This is a genomic window from Mucilaginibacter sp. PAMC 26640, from assembly GCA_001596135.1.
Lineage (GTDB): Bacteria > Bacteroidota > Bacteroidia > Sphingobacteriales > Sphingobacteriaceae > Mucilaginibacter.
On the sequence record CP014773.1, the window covers coordinates 217,021 to 238,546 of the forward strand.

The 21,526-nt window shown below is 40.8% G+C and carries 7 protein-coding genes; 1 reads left to right on the top strand and 6 read right to left on the bottom strand.

What is annotated here, in order from left to right:
- Positions 1 to 430 precede the first annotated feature (430 nt).
- A complete protein-coding gene (locus A0256_01075; protein ID AMR30106.1) occupies positions 431 to 3,619 on the top strand; it encodes a chemotaxis protein CheR in 3,189 nt (1,062 codons plus the stop codon).
- Positions 3,620 to 4,493: 874 nt separating this feature from the next.
- Here A0256_01075 and A0256_01080 read toward each other — a convergent pair.
- From A0256_01080 to A0256_01105, 6 genes are all read right to left on the bottom strand, one after another.
- Complete coding sequence (locus tag A0256_01080) at positions 4,494 to 7,115, bottom strand: hypothetical protein (protein ID AMR30107.1); 2,622 nt, start codon at positions 7,113 to 7,115, stop codon at positions 4,494 to 4,496.
- A gap of 2 nt (positions 7,116 to 7,117) precedes the next feature.
- Positions 7,118 to 7,648, bottom strand: a complete 531-nt coding sequence (locus A0256_01085; protein ID AMR30108.1) for a hypothetical protein — start codon at positions 7,646 to 7,648, stop codon at positions 7,118 to 7,120.
- Positions 7,645 to 16,977: a hypothetical protein gene (locus A0256_01090; GenBank protein AMR30109.1), complete on the bottom strand. Its 9,333-nt coding sequence runs from the start codon at positions 16,975 to 16,977 to the stop codon at positions 7,645 to 7,647. Before A0256_01090 ends, A0256_01085 begins: the two co-directional genes overlap by 4 nt.
- Positions 16,978 to 17,022: 45 nt before the next feature.
- Positions 17,023 to 17,883 carry a hypothetical protein gene (locus A0256_01095; protein AMR30110.1) on the bottom strand — a complete coding sequence of 287 codons (861 nt, stop codon included), beginning with the start codon at positions 17,881 to 17,883 and terminating at the stop codon, positions 17,023 to 17,025.
- Between the two features lie 30 nt (positions 17,884 to 17,913).
- Complete coding sequence (locus A0256_01100; protein AMR30111.1) at positions 17,914 to 18,420, bottom strand: hypothetical protein; 507 nt, start codon at positions 18,418 to 18,420, stop codon at positions 17,914 to 17,916.
- A 1,661-nt stretch (positions 18,421 to 20,081) separates the two neighbouring features.
- Positions 20,082 to 21,317, bottom strand: a complete 1,236-nt coding sequence (locus A0256_01105) for a hypothetical protein (GenBank protein AMR30112.1) — start codon at positions 21,315 to 21,317, stop codon at positions 20,082 to 20,084.
- Positions 21,318 to 21,526 lie beyond the last annotated feature (209 nt).

Below are 21,526 nucleotides of genomic sequence, written 5' to 3' on the forward strand. Positions count from 1 at the left end.
AATGACTAGAATATGGTTATTGGTACGAATGGAGCATATTGGAGCATCCCAGCTCAATAGACGCATTAAGAAATTCTTAAAATTGAATTTTAGCCACCCTTACAAAGGCTCGGCTAACCTGCTCCAATTGAATACAATTTCGCCGTAAAAACACACGATTTTAATCGATAATGACGGCTTACCTGAAATTCCAATCAGCGCATGCCAGACCGGAAAATGGCGGCTGGTTTTAGATTGGATATACAAAGAAAACACCTTTCGCTACCACGAAAATTTCGAAGTTTATGACCACTTGGGCTAAAGCTCATTAATTAATTGTTAAACTATTGATAAAAAACATATTCCGGGTTAATAGTCGTACATTTGGTATGCTCCCACTCCCCTTGTCAGGATCAATATTGCTTTTTTAAACATTAATTAATCCTTTAACATGCAGAATATCATCCCTGATTACATCATTGCCATCGGCGCGTCTGCGGGAGGAATGGACGAGATCAATTCGTTTTTTGACCATACCCCGTTGGACGGAGTAGCCTATGTCATTATCCAGCACTTATCCTCTGACTTTAAAAGCCGGATGGTGGAACTGTTGGCTAAACATAGTAAACTGGAAGTTTTAGAAGCGGAAGATGGTTCAGAAATAAAAAGCAACCAGGTTTACCTGACCCCTAACGATAAGTTCATGACGATCTCCGGCGGCCGTTTGCACCTGAGAAATAAGACCAAAGTAAGAGGACCGCACCTGACCATCAACGCGTTTTTTAATTCTTTGGCCGAGGATTGCGGGAATAAAGCTATTGCTATTGTATTATCAGGTTTAGGCTCTGATGGCACAGAAGGTGTCAAAAGCATTAAAAAAGCGGGCGGAATGGTGATTGTGCGAAACCCGGATACGACCGAATTCGCCAGTATGCCTTCCCATGCTATAGCAACTGGCTTGGTTGATTATATACTGGAACCTGCCGCGATGCCGGACGCGATCAAAGATTATGTAAAACTAGGTTTGGCGATCTTAAGAGAAAATCCCCACGACGAAAAATTCATCAAACAGATCATCGAACTGGTCAAAGAAAAGTCGCCGCTGGATTTTTCGGATTATAAATTGCCGACCATACTCAGAAGAACCAAAAAGCGCGCAAACCAGGGGAATTTTTTATCCCTGGAAAGATACCTGCATTTTTTAGAATCAAATACGGAAGAAGTGGAAGCGCTCGCAAAGGACTTCCTGATCAGTGTAACTTCTTTTTTCCGGGATAAGGAAGCATTTGCTGTCATTCAAAAAAAGGTATTACCCCTTATAATTGAAAAAGTGGCACCCGGCGAGGAATTAAAAATGTGGGTGGCCGGCTGCGCCACTGGTGAGGAAGCTTATTCACTCGCTATTCTGGTTGCCGAACAGCTAAACGGAAAATATAAAAATATCGTCGTTAAAATATTTGCGACCGACATTGATAGTGTGGCCATGGCCCATGCCGCTAAAGGCATTTATCACAAAGACATCGTCAAGCATGTATCTGAAGAACGCCTGGGAAAATATTTTATCAAAGAAGGAGAAACTTACCGAGTAAAGCCGGAGATACGCAATACGGTCATCTTCGCCCAGCATGACCTGGTGAAAAACCCGCCATACTGCAATATGAACTTTATCAGCTGCCGAAACCTGCTTATCTACATGACCCCGGTTTTGCAGAAAAAGATCTTTTCCATGATGCTTTTCGGGTTGAAAATGGATGGCTACCTGTTTCTCGGTACCAGTGAAAACCCGATGCCGATTATAAATTACCTGGAAGCGGTTAATAAAAAATGGAAGATCTACAGAAATCTAAAGGCCCGTCGGGACGTAAGCTTTGATGCTTTTACGCTCCCGGAATTATTGGATATCAAACGCACACCGGCTTCCCAGCGCGAAGAAAGCACCATCAGTACCAGTAGCAAAGTTGCGGAAGCGATGCATACCAAGCTCGCTGAGCAGCAGGATTACCTGGCCGTATGCATTGATGAAAATAACTCCGTGGTCAAATCATACGGGAATACCCAATACCTGCTCCGACAGAATTTTAATTTGAATCTATCGGAACAATTACCAAAACCGCTCGCCGTCGCTTTCAGCACCTTAAAAAGGAAAGTTGGGCAAACCGGTGAAGCGGCCACCTTAACCGGTATAAAGATCAAAAATGCAAACGCCGTGATCAAAGTCACGCTGATCATTAGTCCCCTTACGGTAAAAAGGAACGAACAAAAACTGCAGATGGTCACCATCTGCAAGGATACACAGCAGGATACTTCAATAGTGGATAATTCAGTATTTGATGAAAACATACACCAGGATCAGTATACCCTGCACCTGGAAGAGGAGCTGAAGGAATTGCAGGTAAAACTGCATTCCGCCTATGAACGACTCGATGCTTCCAATGAGAATATGCAGTCCTTTAATGAAGAACTGATCTCAGCTAATGAGGAGATGCAAAGCACGAATGAGGAAATGCAATCGGTTAATGAAGAATTGCATACCATTAATGCGGATTATCAGCTCAAGAATAAAGAACTGCTGGAAATTAATGATGACCTGAACAATTATTTCCGGAGTAACATCAACGGCCAATTATTTATAAATAATGAACTGCTGTTAATGAAGTTTTCGCCGGGTACGGTCAAACAGATCAATCTGCTGGAAACAGATATAGGCCGCCCTTTGAGCAATATATCGACCAATATCAAGTTTGAGACGATTATAGAAGATATTAAAGTTGTTTTAGCCCAAGGCACCGTGATTACCAAGGAGATCGAAACCAATAACGGCAAATGGTACCAGATCATGACCATGCCGTACGTACAGCTAGTTGATGAAAAAAGAAATGGTGCCATCGTCACATTCAACGACATTACCGAATTAAAAGCCACCCAAGTCGAATTGCATCGCAAAAATAAAAGCCTGGAGCGTATAAATGGTGATCTGGACAACTTTGTGCATACCGCATCTCATGATCTGCTCGCACCGCTGGCCAATATTGAGACCAGTATTGGCGTAATGAACCTGATCAAGATCACAGATCCTGGCTTGTCCAAATTTATCACCATCATCAATTCGTCGGTTAAAAAATTCCGGACATTGATCAACGATATTTCCGTCATTGCCAGGATCGAAGGTGATATGCTGACCATGGAAATGGTGGACTTGTCAGAGATCATTGCCAACATTGAATGGAGTTTGGAGAGCAGGATCAAAAAAACTGGTGCAGTGATCACCAAGAACCTCGAAATTAAACAAGTACTGTTTTCTAAAAAGAACCTGCGCAGTATCCTTTTTAATCTGGTCGCTAACGGGATCAAATTTGCTAACGGAAAAAACCCGCTTATCAACATTGCGGTTATAAAAAATGACGATCATATTTTGCTCTCGGTCAATGACAATGGTATCGGTATTGCTCAATATCAAATGGATATTATTTTCAGCATGTATGGCAGGTTGAATAAAGAAATGGAAGGACAGGGCATCGGATTATATTTGGCTAAAAAAATAATAGATGCGGCAAATGGCAATATGACTGTCGAAAGTGAAGTGGGAAAAGGAAGTACATTTAATATCTTCTTGCCCGTGCCTGCGGTAATTAATAATTAAACCCTTGAGCATCGTTGTTGAAATTGGGCACCTGTTTTATTTAAAAAATTTTAATAGATTGAGATTCAATGATCAGGGCAGGCACTTAATTAATTTACATTTGAGATAGATTACCCATGGCCGTCTTCCTAAAAGTGGATATTTAATATCTCTAATTTGTTCAGATTATTCTTAACTCTAAAAATGTTTTGCGATATCAGGTTAATTTATCTTGTAAGTACAAAAACCTATTTTTAGATTTTCTAATTACTTGTCATTATCCTGATATAGCTTGTAATTAAAGACAAGAAGAAAGCAATTCCAGGAAGGAAAAGAAAACGGTGGGTGTCGTACGACGAAGCCATTTGACAAGGTCGAAGAACAGACCAAAATAAAGATTGTAAAATAAATAAAAACGGGCTTGATCAGTTCCTTGGGGCAAGCCGGAAATACCGGATTTTACAAAAACACCATTAAAGCATGGGCGGGGATGTTAATTTGGCTACTTTACTGAATGCAGGCAATATGTCAGCGCTTCCCGGGATGACTCAAAGTCAGGAATTAAAGTTGCTCATCAAATGACAAATGAGCTTTCTAGGGCATGAAAGCTATCTCAATTGAAGAATCTTACCTTGGAAACGATGATTGAGATAGCTGAAAAGACATAATCAACTTTATTTATTAGCTCGCATTCTTTATTTGTGGGAATAAGAACTCATTTACTATCAGGTAAGCCGCGTCGAATTAACAAACGCCCGGCAATCTAACCAGTTAATTTGCTTTATAAAGGAAATTAAAGCAGTTTAACCATTTTCTTTTCCCAGTTAGTCAACAATGCATTGATGTTTAGTCGGGGAAGGCGAACGATGCCAACCTTGTTTCGTACCATAATAAGTTATTTCAAATCAGTTTTGAGAACAAACACAATATTATCCACTACAGAACCTTCGATATTACGTTTAATTTCAAAATTGGCTAAAACCGGATGAGCTGTTGAATGCATTTTAGCTAACTGAATAGGATTAATTCTTGCCGTATAAGTTCCGGGCATTAACCCCAGATAGGTAAAATATCCATCAACTTCTGAAACGGTAGAAGCTACCATCCGGTTGTTATCGAAAAACTGGATTGATATCCTTCCTGTTCCAGTTTTAGTGCCGTTATCATCAGTTATGACCCTACCTGATACTAACCCTAAAACCAAAACCGGGATGTAGATCCGTTCCACAAAGTTTGGCCGGCATTTAACAAGATATTTTTTTTTAGGGAGTTGCCATGAAATTTCATCAAAACCGGAGCCGTCTAACTCAATATTAATATTTTCATAAGGTATCACTCCGGTTATCCGAAACGTTGTATCGGTTGAAAGCGCTAGACGCCCGCTGTTAACCGTGACTTTAAGTCCGGGTGCCCCTGGTTCATCAGCGTCATGACGGTTATTGCCGTTTAAATCCAGATAAGGAATTAGCGTAATTGCAGCTTTTCCAACACTGGTTTTACTGTCAAAGAAAGTATGACCGGATTGATCGTCGTAAATAAGGCTGCCATTGATTGATTCAAAATAGCCGAGGGCCTGATTACTTTTTCGGAATGTACTTTTAGTTTGAAAAGCGGCGAAGTTATATCGTAGCCCCAATTCGTAATTATTAATATTTGAGGAGAAGTTCCTTTCGTAAGAAATATCTAAATATCCGTTTTTTAGTATTCTCTTTTCAAATACGGTTTTAGCATCAGCAATTTTATTTTTTGCATATTCATACTGGATTTGTTGTGTGACTGAAATATTTTTAAAAATTCTTGTTGATATTGAAAGTTGGCTGTATACATAAGGATTGCCTTTATTCAATAAAAGCGCATAATTATTTAAACTGGAAATAAACTTTCCAAAAATACCGGAAATTAACCATTCAGCTTTTGTATAGGTGTTAAATGGCAACAAGATTTGTTCTATTGTTAATCTTGAATAGGCAGCAAAACCGTTTGCTTTGAATGGAAAAGAAAGTATAATATTGCGGTCTTCAATATACAAATTATTGATTGCCGTTTGCCCCCTTGTGTACCAGGTGTCATTTACTTCTAACTGTAAGCCGGATGGCAAATTATAACTCAGCCCGGCTTTTGACTTAACGCCAAAATCATACTCTCCGTAAAACAATAGGTTGGGCAAAACACGCACCGAGGCGTCGAAAAAAGGAATTTCTTTTCTTGTGCTGATGCTGGAAAGATATTCCATCCCCCCCCCTATGGTAATTTTTTTTGTCAAACCATAATTACTGCTGAACCTGGAATAAAACCCGGAATTAACATTGTCTACAATTCCGGCTGTTGCTGTATATTCAAACTCATTTTGCGGTAAAAACTTAAAAGGAATTAATATATTTTGCTCGCTGGACCGCTCTTCACCATAAGGACCGTAAAAACGAAGTTTTATAATAGAGACGCCGTATACAAGGGGAACACTGAAAGAATAGAAACCAACGGCATCGGCTTTGATATAGCTGATCAGGATGTTGTTAACATATAACTCAACTAACCAGTTTGGTTCAGTGCGATTACTGAGTGTGTAAGTGCCAAAAGACTTCCGATAGGTTGAGGGGGCATTTGTTACTTGAACACCTATGATAGGCGCATAAATTGATGCTATTGCTGGTGCATTAACTTTACCCACCGAAATCTGTTTTATTAACGTATTATCGTTGTTTACTAATCTCCAAAGATAGTTTTGCTGTTGCTCATTGAACCTTTCATTGGTATTGTAATTCAAAAAAACGTTTGTTTCACCACCCGCAATAACCCCTCCGAGGCCAACACTCAAACGGGCATCGTTTCCCAAGGCACCAAGTTCTGAGACGACTGAATAATCGGCCATTCCCACACGAAAAATCGGAAGGCTTTGGGCAATCACCGTATCAGATTTAAACTCCCCTTTTAGCTTTGAAATATTACTTCGCATTAGCTCCAGGCGCATATCCCGAAAAACCGGCAGATCCAAGACGGTAGTTAGGTTTACTGAAAGATTGCGGAAATTAAAAGTGCAATCCAGTCCGAAGATTGGGCCAAAATAATTTGATGATAAATAAAGATCTGAGAAAGTGCTGATCAAATCTCCTGGTTTGACCGGAAATTTTTTTCCGTTGTAAAGAATGTTATTGTGAGTTTTATCAATTAGAAATATTGATTGGGGATGAATAAAAAATCCTGACACTGAATCCTTTCCTGCTGAAAGCGTATTTTTAATGCGCAGGTAATTAAAAATGGCAGCAATGGGCAAATAAGCTGACTGCCCACGGATCAGTATAGGAATCTCGATTCCACCTATCCGCTGTACATTTAAAGAAACAGAAACTTCATCGTAATCTGCAATTGATTGCGCTTTTGCATGGTCAGGCAGAATTGCAACCATTCCCAAAAAAAACACAATTGCCAGTGGAAAAAATTTGCATCGTTGCCCGTGTCCTCTATTAGAAAAATCATAGCTTAAAAATGCCGGCTTAATTTTGATTGATTGGCATAACATGATTATTGCTGTATAAATATTACAGAGAAAGTGCCGCTGTAATTACCAGGTGGATTTGCGAGGGGATTGGCCACTGTGAGTACACCCCCAATTCGAATTTCGGTTCTGTCGGGTGATTTTACTCTAGTTACAATTGGACTGGAAGGATCGGAACTGCCTATATGCAATATCATAAACCCGCCGTTGCTGCCTGTTAAACTAACATCAGGACCATTGCTTAACGTCACTATTGTGCCCGGTTCGGCATCAACTTCAAAAACCGCCGGTGAAAAAGAAAAGCCCATATTGGTGAGCACTACACTGCCTGTGCTAGATCTTAACCCATTTGGATAAATAGTAATAGTTCCGCCTGAGGCACCCTGATAAAAAGATCCAAAATTTAAACTTAATGCCGGGTTGACGAATAAAGTTAATGGACGTGGTGGGTTCTCAGGAGTTTGTGACAAAGACGATAAACTCATCATGATCAGCACCCCAAGTAAAATAAATCTTAAGGGCATTGCACCCGGGCTATTTCCATTTTTTTCTATCATCTGCTTACCAAGAATATTTTTTTTGAATACACCTTTTTTGAGGTTATAAAGCTGACTATGTAAAGCGAATTCGCGGTAACACCATCTACAATGTAATCGCCATTTGCGGAAATTGGTTTACTTGAAATAACCTGCCCTGATACATTGCTGACTACCAAGTTTCCGTTCCGGCTATTAATCAAGTTAATTTTAACAAATAATATTTTGTCTGAAATGTATAAATTGTAAATGTCAGTTTCGACAACTGGTCTACCGGCATCTACGGGCTTTTTAAAGGTTAAGAAAAAACGATTTTCATAAATACCTTTTGACAAATTGACCGTATAACGAGAGTTTTGCTGCAAATCCTGGTAAGTATTTGCTGTCGCATCATTCAGGTAAACGCTCAAACCTGCGGGCCACTGTTCCTGATTACGTAAATTGAAATTAACTGCTCCATCTTTGCCAGTTTGTAATCCTAAAGGAATAACAGTGAGTGTGTCAAGGTTAACAATTGAACTAATTACCCTTTTCGTGCCGTCGTTACCCACGGAATAAAAATTAGGCAGCTTCATATTGGTGTTCATCAGTTTTATGGCATCTAATTCCCGGTTAAAAGTTGCTACGGCATTGTTATTAGTATACACAACTAATGGATCCGACGATGATACATCGTCCGAAAAACTGGCGCTCAGCCTCAAAAGTATTTGCGGGTTATTTTTTTCGACGCCGAAAATAGATTTATGAAAGACAGGCGACAAATCATCAACCCTTACATTGTTGTTTGCTGACAAGGTACCGCCTACGGGATAAGCACCATCGCTGACATGCACGAAGAAACCCTGTAATGAGGCGATAATATTTCCGGCAATCCCGTCACTGGAAACATTGTTGACAAACGTGCTATAAGCGCCCTCGTACTGGCTAGTCCTTCCGGAATCAAAATAATAAATTGCATCGTCGATGTTTGTTTTAACCCATCCTGTGGCTGCATTCCAGTTGATAGGTGAAGGATAAGGATTACCTACTAAATTAAAACCTTTTGTGTAAAGCTGGTTATGGTTGTACAATGCTGATGAAATTACCCCGTTGGTAACAACACCTTTCAAGCTAACGGTTTTCTGCGTAACATCTGATCCGAAATCAGCTGCATACCCCTGCATGGGTATCAAACTATTGGCGGGATCAGCATATTTTGTGAAACCGGTAGTGGCCTGATTTTCGATATAGTTAAAAAAATCTGGAAACGTAGCATTCAGATCTACCGCGCTTGAAAAACCACCTACCTTGGCATCAGCAAATGGTGAACTGAAATATTTATATCCATAAGCGGCGGTTAGGTAGCGTTGCATTGTCACAATTCCAGATACATTGCCGGTTCCGCTACCCGAAATAAGCGCGGTTTGAGCAGGCGTGGAAATAAGCGTTAAAAAGCCCGCTGAACTAAATTGACCATTTGAAGCCAACAGCACTCCGCGAATGTTTAATGGGCCTGCTAAATTTGCCCCTGCAAGATTGTCAATTGTAAGATTCTGTGCTAAATTATTAAAAAAAGAACCCGCCGCAATGGTCTGTCGAACAGAACCGTTCATGTAAATTGATGCACTGTCAGCTATAAAAATGCCTTTACTAGAAGTGCTGCCTCCAATTTTCAATATTCTGTTATTGATGTTAAATGTCCCGCTGGTGACGCTTAAATTATTGGCAACCAAAATATCACTAACCGGCGCAACAGTTGCAGAACTTTTAATATCAAGATTGTAATAAGTTAGTGGTGTTAAGGTCTGAGGCGCAGATCCCCGGTAACTAACAGTAGAAAAATTTGTATTTGCGTTAACCGTGGCGCTCCCTGATATAATCAAATTATTAATAACTCCTGTGGTATCGGCACTCAAGGTTTTTTCGCCACTATTGCTAACCAAAATATTGTTGTAGGTAAAGGCAGATATTGTTTGCAGGCCGGTTCCGTTAAAATTAAGTGTACTACCCGTAATAGAATAAATATTCCTGCCGGGAATAAACGTGCCGGCAACGCCGGTGGTCGCCCCTGCGGCAAGCGTTCTGCTACCGGACGATGAGCTTACCAGATTAAAATAATTATAAGCTGGAATAGCTTGCGGCCCGCTTCCGGTAAAGCCTACGCTTCCGCCAGAGATGAGGATCGATCCGGAAACCATAGGAAAAGCTAATTTGGTATTTAATGTACCAGCAATCAATTTGAGGTCCCCAGACACATTGAGTGAACTCACCGAATCAATTGTTATTTGCAAATTGGCGTTATTCATCAATAAACTTTTCGCAACGGCAGGCACATTAATTGTGATTATATCGCCTGTTGCCAATTGCACATCATCGGCTGCTGTTGGAACACCATCAATATTCCAGTTTGCTGCATCACCCCAATTTATTGTATGGGCGCCTCCATCCCAGGTTTTTACGGATGCCTGTAACACTCCAATTTGAAAGTCCCCGAAAGTTGCAATGGAACTTGCTGATAAACTTGTATCGGTGCGGGAAGTAACGGCCGGATAGGCCCATAGCCCGTTGTTAATCTCACCTAAACTTAATGAACTGGTATTTAAACCCTTAGCAAGGTCGCCAGGCACATAATTAAATGTAACATTGAACTTATCAAAAGCAATTCCTTTGTTGGCCAGGGTCCAGTATCGGTTCACTGTTGCAGCAGCATTAATTGTCGAACTACCAATACTGGGATGGTTGCTGGCCCGGGTTGACATGATAAGATTACCCGTAGTTATAACATTGGCAAAAGTTATGGCGACGGGTGTAAAGTAAACAGAATCACCAATCTCATAGCTTTTGGTGGCAGCGCCCGTTGGAATATTTTTCATTAATTTACCATATACCCAACCGGTTTTTTGACTAGCGCCGGTGACCGTTCCTGAGGCGGATTGGATGAGCGTATCCACCCCTGTTTGAATGCTTCCTTTAATAAAATTCAGTACGCCATTTACGCCTGCATTAGAGGATAGTTTTACTGAGTTGGTTGATTTATTTATTGTAAGGTTATTGAAATTAGATGCGGTAAAAATGTTTTGAGAATTCGCACCATTCAGTATAAAGGTCGATGTTGCGCTATTGATAACGCCCAAATTTGCAATATTACCACCAACGTTATACGAATAGACGCCGGCATTGAATGTGCTACCTTTAACTACCGTTAGATTATTGGTAATAAGCCATCCCGATGAAGGTAATATTCCATTCTTATTGGCAATTTCTACATCGTGGAAGGAAAGTGGGTTCCCTGCAATTGTTATTTGCCCTGAGCCGTCAAAAACCACGGTGCCTGTGCTTGAAAAATTGCTGCCCAGATTGAGTGTGGCCGAAATTGAGGGCGAAAAAATGAATTTACCTGTGCTGGTGATCTTACCATTGTTGGTTACCGACCCTAACAGGGTTTGAACAGAGCTTCCACCATTAAATGCAGCACCGCTCCCTACCGTTAAATTATAAAGAATAGTCCACCCTACACTTGGATTTACGCCCGCGGTGTTATTGATATTCAGATAACCGAATTGCGGTGGAGATGTTGAATTAAGAACAGGCGAAACAAAACCATTGAAATTGACTATGGCTGCAACGGTTGTTTTTGCATTAATTAAACTAAGTGTTTGCAAAACATTGCCTGTAAACGTAGTAGTGCCAAGCGTGTTTAAAACCCCACTATTCGTGAAATCACCGTTCACCGTTGTATTTATTGTCGGTCCTCCGATTAACGAACCTGTACTTGTAACGTTTAGCAGTCCGTTGTAAGTAATATCATTTAAAACGGTATAACTGCCTGTTATGGTAAACTTGTTAAAAACATTAGTGCCAGATATTGATTTAGCCGATCCTGTGCAAAGTACCGTGCTTGATGAAGGTGTGAAAGTTCCGCTATTGATCCAGTTTCCGCTCAGCGTTACCAGGTTAGCACCCGCATTAAAGCCAGCACCATTTTCAATTGTCAAATTTCCGTTTACTACTATCGGAGAAGTTAATGTTTTAATACCAGAGTTTCGAAAAACGATATTGCCGGCTGCAAAAGGAGCAGGTATGTTTTGCGCATTTACACCGTTAAAAATTAGCGTACTGGAATTTGTTAAAGTACCCGCGCTAAAACTTACTGGTGTATTATTAGCCCCGACAATCAACGTACCCTGATCATCCATCAAAAATGTTCCACCTGCTGTAGTTCTGTCACAAACAAATGTTCCGATATCCAGCGTACCAGATACAACTGTCAAATTGCCGCCCAAAGGTATATTGCCGATTAGTACTGCACTAGTGCCAACGGGTTTATTAATGGTAAAATTATTGAAGGCAGTTGCCGAAATAGTTTGTGTTCCGGCACCATCAAAGATTACGCTTGAGCCTGTTGCTGTAAATGTCCCGTTATTTAACCAGTTGCCCCCAATATTAATATTACCAAGATTTTGCATCGTTGAGCCAGCCGTAATCACAACATTACCGGCTATGGTAGCTGTAGCTATATTATTAAGTTTACCGGCCAAAAGATTGAGATTACCTAAAACGTTAATTGAACTATCGATAGATGTGTTGCCTGCGGTTTTGTTAACTACGAGGTTATTATAACTGACGGAGGCAACGTGCTGATCTGTCGAGCCCTTGTAAGTTACTGTGCCGGCACCCGGCATAAATGCGCCGCTGGTATGATTAAAATTATTGGAGAGGATCAGGTTTCCGGCACCGCTAAAAACGATCGCCGACCCGCCCGATTGGGTTAGTGAACCACTTACAGTTACGTTCCCTGAACCGATATTCAGATTAATAATATGACCGCTTGTTGCGTCGCCTAAAGACAAATTACCGTTAACCATTACTGTTTGGTTATTTGCATTGATAACATGGGTTAAATTATTGGACCAGTTGCCAAAAATATCACCTGAAGTAAGAGAGCCGGAACCGGAAATAGTCAAATTTACGCTTTGAACCGTACCAAATATTACATTTTTGACGTTTACCGCAGTGCTAATCACGGGTTGATTAATAAAGGCAGCGTTTCCAATTAAGGCGGCATCATTAACGGACGGCGGCGTTGAAGGCGACCCCAGAAAAGCGGTCCAATTAGCTGCTGTATTCCAGTCAGAGCTTACACTCCCGTTCCATTGTACACCGTTCGGTGTGGCGGCTAGCGTCCAGCGGTTACTTATATTGGTAATTCCGGTTTGCTCTACATAATTTGCCGAAATACTGTTGGCGGATTTACCCAGCGGCAGCCACATTGTACCATTAAAGTTCCACAAACCTATAGCAGTTTCACTATTGCCGTTCAATTCGCTGTCTTCATAATGTAGCCGAAGCGTAGCGGTATAATTGCCGTTAGGAACAGCGATATTATAAACTCTGCTTACGGAGCTTCCCTGCGTAAAATCAGTGACGGTAGCTTGAAAAACAGAAACAGTAATATTATTTACGCCTGATACAGCGGTAAAAAGTATGGTATTTGCCGGGCTTTCAAAAGCGTAGGCTACACCTGTTGTGAACAAGTGTGTGCGTTGTATATTGCCTAAAATAATCCCGCTTCCAGTCCTCGTTGTTGTTATAGTAATTGTATTTAACCCGGTAAATAGTGTACCCTGTAACATATTTACTGTTGCAGCAAATACGTTTGCTTTCAGAATGACCTGTATAGGTGCGTTTGCACTATTTACGGTAAGTATATTAAAAGTGGTTAAACCAGTTATATTGCTGTTACTGCTTCCAAGAAATTGGATGGTACCAGTACCTGCATTAAAACTTCCATAGTTGTTCCAATCAGCATATATAGAGTGGGTATAAGGTCCTGAAACAAAACTGGTACCGGATGCAATTGTAATGCTGTTATTTGCCGTTAGGTTACCTAATGCTGTTTTATTAAAGCCATTTGACAGAGTGAGATTATAATAACTTATATTGTTAATATTCTGTGCTATGGCGCCGTTGAAATTCACCGTGTTGGGTATTGAAGAGGTAACGTTTAGCGTGCCGGATGTGATTGTTAGGGCACTTGCGATGCCCATATTTGAGTTGGCCGATAACTGCAGCGAGGTGGCATTGATATTTACATTAAAAAGATTAACAATACCGCTAAGTGTGGAAGTGCCCGTAAACGTAGCGATGCCCGCTGATGCAATAAAGCTTCCGGTAACAGTGATGCCCGTTGCAATTGAAAAATTGGCGTTGGTACTAACTGAGCCTGTAATGGATATTGTGCTGAAAAGGATGTTCCCCGGACCCTGGATAGTTTTTGAAGTTCCTGCGAAAACAATTATGCCTGTAGTTGACGTAAATCCACCGCTTACGATTAAATTACCTGTAAGTGTAAAAGAACTTGTAGTAGATACGGCACCACTGATTTGGAGGTTTTCCAACGAAATGCCTGATCCGCTTATGGTTGTTCCGGTTCCAGACATCAATAAGGTTTCACCGGGATCCTGGATAAACGAACCCGGTCCTGTTGTCGCCAGGTTACCAGTTAAAGATATATTTCCCGAAGAAAAATGCACCAGGCCGGCAGCGATAGTAAGATTGTTGAAATTTTGAGTCCCTGTGCCGCTAATAAAAGCGCCTGCGCCAGTAAATGTAATTGTAGAGGTATTGCCGTTAAAAATTCCACTATTAACCCAACTCCCTTTGACATTACATAGATAACCTGCCCCATTGAAGGTGGTTGAAGTGCCAATAGCCACATTTCCCCCTATAGTAATTGCTGAACCAGCAGTAAACGTCAAAGTACTTCCCGGATTTGCGGTACTGCTTAGATTGCCTACAATTGAAAGCGCTGTTCCGGGAAAGGCTTTTTGGGCAGTGGTCGTGGTGCTGCTTAACAGCAGGTTTCCGTACACCTGGTTAGAAACAGCTTGGCTTGTTCCGTAATATTCTACCGTACTGGCAACTACAAGGGTGTTCGTTCCGTAATTTAAGGGAAAGCTATTGGTTCCTCCAATTCTGATGAGACCGTTATTGGCAACTGACAATACCCCTCCAAGCGCTATGCGGTTTGCCGTAAAAGTGGACAGGTCAAATGTTCCTGTAGAAACAGTAAGATTACCATTGATCCGGATATTGGTATTTAAAATAACGGCACCAGCTGAACTTGCAATAGTAAGATTATTAAAAGTCGTTCCAAATGTTCCGCCTATCGTTTGGCTAGCGCTTCCACTGAAAGTAACCGTTGCACTCCCGGCTGTAAACGCAATAGCGGAGCTGCTGTTTGTCCAACTTCCATTTATTGCTACCGCGAAATTATTTGCGTTTAGAACACCTGCATTTATTGCCATGTTGTTGTTGATAACAATGGCCGAGGGCAACAAAAGGCCATTAACGTTGCTAATGGTAAGATTAAAAAATGAGGATACGCCCGAAAAAGTTTGCTGCCCGGCTGAGCCGTTAAAATTAATGGTGCCAATGTTTGCGATGCTGCCATTATTAGTCAACAAGCCTGCGGTATTCAAAATTCCGGTTCCGGTGATAGACAGGGAAGCGCCAGAATTAATAATAAGGTTATTGCAGGCAACACTAGTGGTGATAACAGGCATCCTGGTAGCACCGGAGGTGATAGTAACGTTGGTTGAAGCAGATGGTACCACTCCCGAGCACCAATTGCCCGGAGTCGCCCAATCCGCACTGGTATTCCCCGTCCATTGCCCGGAACTTGTTGTGGAAGATGCCCTGGTATAAGCCGTAGCCGAACAGCCTCCCGGGCTTGTAACCTTCAATGTATATACGCCTTCAGACGCATTTGTAAAAACAAACGAGGGATTTTGCAAAGTAGACGTAAAGCTATTCGGACCTGTCCAGGCATAGGTAGCGCCGCTTAAGGTGGTGGCACTAAGACTGATAACTGAACCATTACAAGCTGGTCCACTATTTCCTGCCCCATCAGGAGATGCGTATAAAGTCGTAATTTCTGTTGCACTTAGTGCTCTGGTGTAAATTAAGGCATCATCCAAAGATCCGTTGAAAAAGTAGCTACTGGGCGCCGATGTCCACCCGCTTAAATTATCATACCCTAAACGCCAGTATCCGGTATAATTTTCTCCGGTTGTTGCTTTGGCATTACTTGCAACATTTACGCCATCTATATATAAGATTATACCCGCGGCAGCGGATAAAGTGGCTGTAGCCAGATGCCAGTTGCCGTCATTATAGGCTAAGGGAGAATTAATTGTAAAGATAGCAGTAGCATAAACTCCAAAATAAATCTGACCGACGTTATTCATATAAATATGCCGGTCAAACTGTCCGCTGGATCCGGTTTGTTCTCTTCCAAATCCAATTAACTTTCCTCCAGTTTGAGATGTTGTCTTGAACCAAATGGACAAAGAAAAATCGCCCGGGTTTAGATAACTGTTCTTGGTCGACACGTATTGTGAGCTTCCATTAAAAGTATAAGCCTTGCCGGCATTCCCAAACCGATCCGCAGATTGAACAGGCGCGTTTTGTAATGTACCGGTGTTATTTCCGGTAGCGTCATTGCCACTACCATTAAAATTATACGCAGCGATAAGATTTGTGACTGGTGTTTGAGAAATGTTTGGAGAACTCACCGTAACCGCTATTGTAGCAGGCAAACTAACGCATCCACCCACAGTTTGCGTAACTGTATAATTGGTTGTGCCGGCAATTGCTGTTGAGGGAATAGGCGCTATGGATGAGCCTACCCCTACTGTAAACTGGATGTTGTTATAACATCTTGTTCCCGCACTGGAAACACTCGTTATATTGATTGCACCTGTTGATTCTGTTATCGGAAAGGTGGGGTTATCGGACCCGATAACACCAAATCCTGCAGACAAGCCAATGCTATAATTACCCGGTGTAGTTATTACATAGTTGAATGTATTTGTTATTGCTACAGCGATAGCAGCGGCAGTTTGCGTAGTGTTAATACTTGATGTGGCGATGACAACCCCCGAACTGTTAAAAATAGATAGTACGAGTCCACTTACCGATTGGTATGGGGGAATAACGTAATCTACTGATAAAATAGTCACATTGGCAGCTGTAGTTGTAAAATTCGTTTTCTTGTTAGCGGAAAAAGTTTCTACGAAATTGGTCGTCGCTAATTTACTAACTCCTCCAACCGAACCTGCAACCAGCGCTCCGCCCCAAATAAGATTTGTTCCCGAGGCGGTAAGCCTAGTGGCAGTCGCATTTAAACAATAATTTACAGGACTGGAAACAATTGGGGCACCTGGTGGCGTACATGCCGCCAAAGCAACAGGTGTATTATTTACAGTTTGCGCATAAGCGTAATTGATAGTAAAAAGTAACAATAACCCGCCGAGCAAACTAAAACGGAGCCGGCGGGTCAATAATACATTCTTTTCATCTTCTTCCAAAACAACTATTGTATTAGCAACGATGGCTGAAGTGACTGACTTCAGTTAGATTAATTTAAGATCTGATTCGGTAATTCTAACAGGTTTTGCATAAGGGGGGGTAGTATACATAATATGCAATTTACCCGTATGGTAATTAACGTTTTGGCTAGTATTTAAATTAACTTTAAAATCTCTCTTTGTATTAGGGGTATAAATAGCAAAACCTTTAGCAGTGGCTACCCGTATTACCTTACCCTGGGGTGATGTATAATCCACTGTGATATCCCCGTATGAGGATATATTACCGGAACGGTTAAATTCGACGTTCAATTCGGGCACACCTTTCTTGGTGAATTTAACAGAAGAGTTTGATACGGTTACGGTTCGTGAAGTTATGCCCAGCCGTATTATTACTGGAATCGCAACCCCAAAGGATGGAACAAGTTGAACAGACAATGCTTTGACACTTTTGTCTGTATTTTGCTCTCCCAAAGGTTTAGCATTTGGCACGGCTCTGAAAAACAAATGTGACCTGTACTCACCAGTTTTCATTCCAGTGGTATTAACTACTTGTATTTTAATAGTTTGCGCTTCATTGGGAGCTAATACAACACTTCGGGGAAAAAATCGAATATTTTTGTCGGCAAAATATTGGCCTGAGTCGGCTTTCTCAATACTTTCAAAGGATCCATCTGTCCGCATTCTGTATTCCACAACAGAGATAAGATATTTAGAAGTGTCTGTTCCCGTATTTGCCAGATTAAGCTCCTGTGTTTTTTTAGGCCCTTCAAAAACTACCCTGCGGGGTATAACAATTAAATTACCTTGCGCCAATGCAATTGAAGAAATCATTAAATTCCCAACTAAAATTGCCAAAAACATTGACAATGGATTCATTTTGGTTTGGGTTATTATATTTTTCATAGAATATTTGTTAAGATGTGCGATTATTGATTAATTGTAATTAACTATGATTGTAAATGGCGTGGCTGATGTATAAAGACCGGCTAATTGACTAGCACCGATATTTAAAGTTGCTCCAACCGTCAAAGTTTGCGCGCCTGCTGTAAACGCGCCAGTAAGTAAAGGCGTACTTGTAAAGGTGTCAACTGTCATATTATTTACGCCGCTGGTAATTGTTACTGAGGCCGGTAAGGTGATAGCATATGTATATAAGTCAGATCCGGTAACATCAAAGGAGGCTGCGGTCACCGTTCCTGCAGTTGCAGGCAGTGTTGTTCCTCCAGTTATAGAGCGCGTACTTTCCGGTGATAGAACGACGGTACCTACAGTACCGTCGGTTGCGATATTACCAAAGTCCATATCGAAAGTCTTGGTAATACTAATGGGCGTTACGATGGTAGCAGATGCAATTGCCGTAGCAGTAGCCTGAGCGAAAGCTGCATCGACACACAATAGGAACGCAGCGGATAAAAGAATTGATTCAAATAACTTTTTCATAGTAGAGTGTTTAAATAGGTGAAGCATTTTTTAATGGATTTAGGTATAAAACGACTACTACAAATGTGAAAGATTCTCTTTTGCATCTATTACATAATAACTTTATTAAGTTACATAATTCACACCTTTTACTGATCAAGTAAACCTATAATAAGGATGTTCGACGTGATGGTTAAACCTGAATAATACGGAACATACAATGTGAGTGAACCCTATGTGGAATATGGCGAATTTGGATATTCTGAGTCCGTTTAACATAAATTGGCTGACAGATGCAAAACAGACCTCTATTTTCAAAAGGTGATTTATTACGGTAAGCGTAATGAATAGTACAGTCTAAACCAGACAACAGAGATAGCAAACGCCTGTCAAAACCATTAAACTGGGATTTTTCTACTGGACTTGAAATTTTATTCAGGCATGTAAATCCCCACATGCCTGCACAAACTCTAGTAGCTATCTGTTCCGAACTTGAAGGGACAATTATTTATTGTAGCACCTTTAATGCCAACAAACGGAGTTAAGCTGAACTAAGGGGATGCTGACCTCATTGCCTTCAGCCAGGCGTTGTTAGCAAATCCCGATCTGGAACAACGCATCATCACGGAGCGAAATTAAACCCACCGATTTCACCACCATATGTATATATCGCGTGCCAAAGGGTACGCCAATTACCCGGTTTTATTAAACTGACTATTACCGTTAAGGACTGGATAGGTCGCTATTCCTGGAGGCTTGACTAGGAAATTCCCTACGCTTTGGACCATCAGATTGTGTTGGGAATTAAGAAATTGCACTTCAAAATCGATAAATTAACATGGTCGAAGTTTTATGGAATTATCGGTCTGGTATTTCGAAACAAGTTGATTAAAGTCAATAATACCCAACTCCTTCTAAATTGGCTATTTTTCGACAGTGTCTCAACACTCTACTTCTTTTTGGTAGGAATTTGAATTAGTATTTATTTATGTAATTGAGGGTATGTCACCAAACTATATTAAGAAAACCTATTCGATCATACTTACACCTATGATAGGGCGGCATCGGCAACTATATTAACCTGTGCAACCCGATTTCGTTTTTGGCAAAATTGCCAACTGTATCCTCCATCAACGAGAATATAATTATTTTACCGTGATGTTGCTAAACGGTTTGCGTCTGAATTCCATCGTGGAGCGCTTTAAAGTAAACAGTGGTAAACTTTGGCTAAGCCACCAATAATACCAATCGTTTTCATTTTTTTTTCTTATACAATCTGTTTTCCGATTAGTGGCAAAAATACTTATCCAACTATACTACAAGTCTTTCAATTAACCCAAATTGGCCAAGAAGCTCTAGTCTCAAATGCAGAGGTAGTTTGTAAATATAAGTTATGTAAAGCAGTTCTCCTATGACTCGATTGGCAATTATCTACTGATTATCTTGATAAGGTTAAATCTAAAGTCATTATCCATTGTAAGGGCACTGTGCCCAATTCGCTCGATGGCATTATAAACTTTGTTGAGTCGGGCCTTGGCTTCATTATCTTGCCTGCAGATTGATGGCTCAACACAGCAATGCCGTAAACTTGAAAAGGTTTCCACCAAATAAAGAACTGGATACGATGTCAACAGTGTTAGTATTTCGCAAAGCAGGGCTTTCAAAGCTTTTTGGAATGTATTTTAATCCAACGCATCCTCAATACTGCTCGAAACCAACTCATCATCATATTCTTCTAAATAAGTCCTGGTCATTTCTTCTGTTTCATGCCCCATAGCCTCTTGAATAATGCTGATATCAACTTTTTTGTGTTTAAGATTAGTCGCAAAGGAGTGTCTGGCGACATAGGAGGTTACATGGCGATCTATATTTTTAGCATCTTTGATCACCTTCAGGTCTTCGTTCAAGTCTTTTAAACCACTATCCACCCGGGCATCAATCTTTGCAGCCGAATCATGTTCAGCCATTAAGATCGGAAAAACATACCCGCCGTTACTTTGAAGCGGATAGTTTCTGAAAATATCTAAGATTGCTTTGGCTTTGGAATGCATTTTAAAATCATAATACCGGCCATTCTTGCTCCTTTTATAGTTCAGTATGTCGCCATTGAAATTTTTCTCTTTTAGCTTCACCATATCATTATAATTGATGCCACGGCAGTAATAGCTGAAAAGGAATATCTGCTGATTCCTATAAACCCTGGAAGTGTAGTCTGCCTCATAGCTTTCGATCAGCTTCATATCAGCCGCGGAAAGAGCCCGCTTGCTTGTCTTATATTTTTTATAGGGTTTAAACTTAATGGTCTTACTGGGATGGTGATCTTTAGGGCACATCCCTTCTTTAATGGCGATATTCCAAACACGATAAAAGGTACGCAAATAAGCACTCATAGTGGTTGGCTTTAATTCCAGCTCAGTAAGATGGTCTTCCATCAGCCTGAAATCGGCTTTGTTAAAGCTGACAAAGGACCTGTCTTTTTCACCGAAAACTTTTTTCAGGACGTATTCCCTGTTATTGTGAAAGGTATCAGCATACCCGATCTTGTCCGCTGCCCGCAATTCGGCTTCAATATGTTCAGATAATGCATAGATCTTTGCAGCTACTACCGGCTGATCATATTTCTTTACTCTCGATATCAACTCCGACAACGAAATATATTCATGACCATTTTTTTTCATGAGTTTAATTTCGAAATCAACCTCGTCCAAAAAGTCTTCGATTTTACGGGTGATCGCCCGATAATCGGGACTTCCCGGTACGGGTGCGCCGGCTACTTCATCCCAGTTATCAAGAGAGCAGGAATGGCCAACGTTAAAGTACTTTTGCTCTTTATGAAGGGTAAGTCTGATCCGAATCTCATACACCCCGTTAACTGGCTGCTTGTAGGTCCAAAGAACTACTTTTTTTAATATCTCCATCACTTTCCTATGTTTCTAAGTATAATAGGTAATACTAAAAGTGCCCTTTTAGGTAATACTTAGGTAATACTAAAGTCGGAAAAATAGCTCAAAATATGAAGTGATTTGAAAAATAAATTTTCGTAAATAACTGATTATGAATTATTTGAATAAATTTGAATACTATTGAATTTAGCAAAAATGGTTATGGCATGCAAGAGGTCATCGGT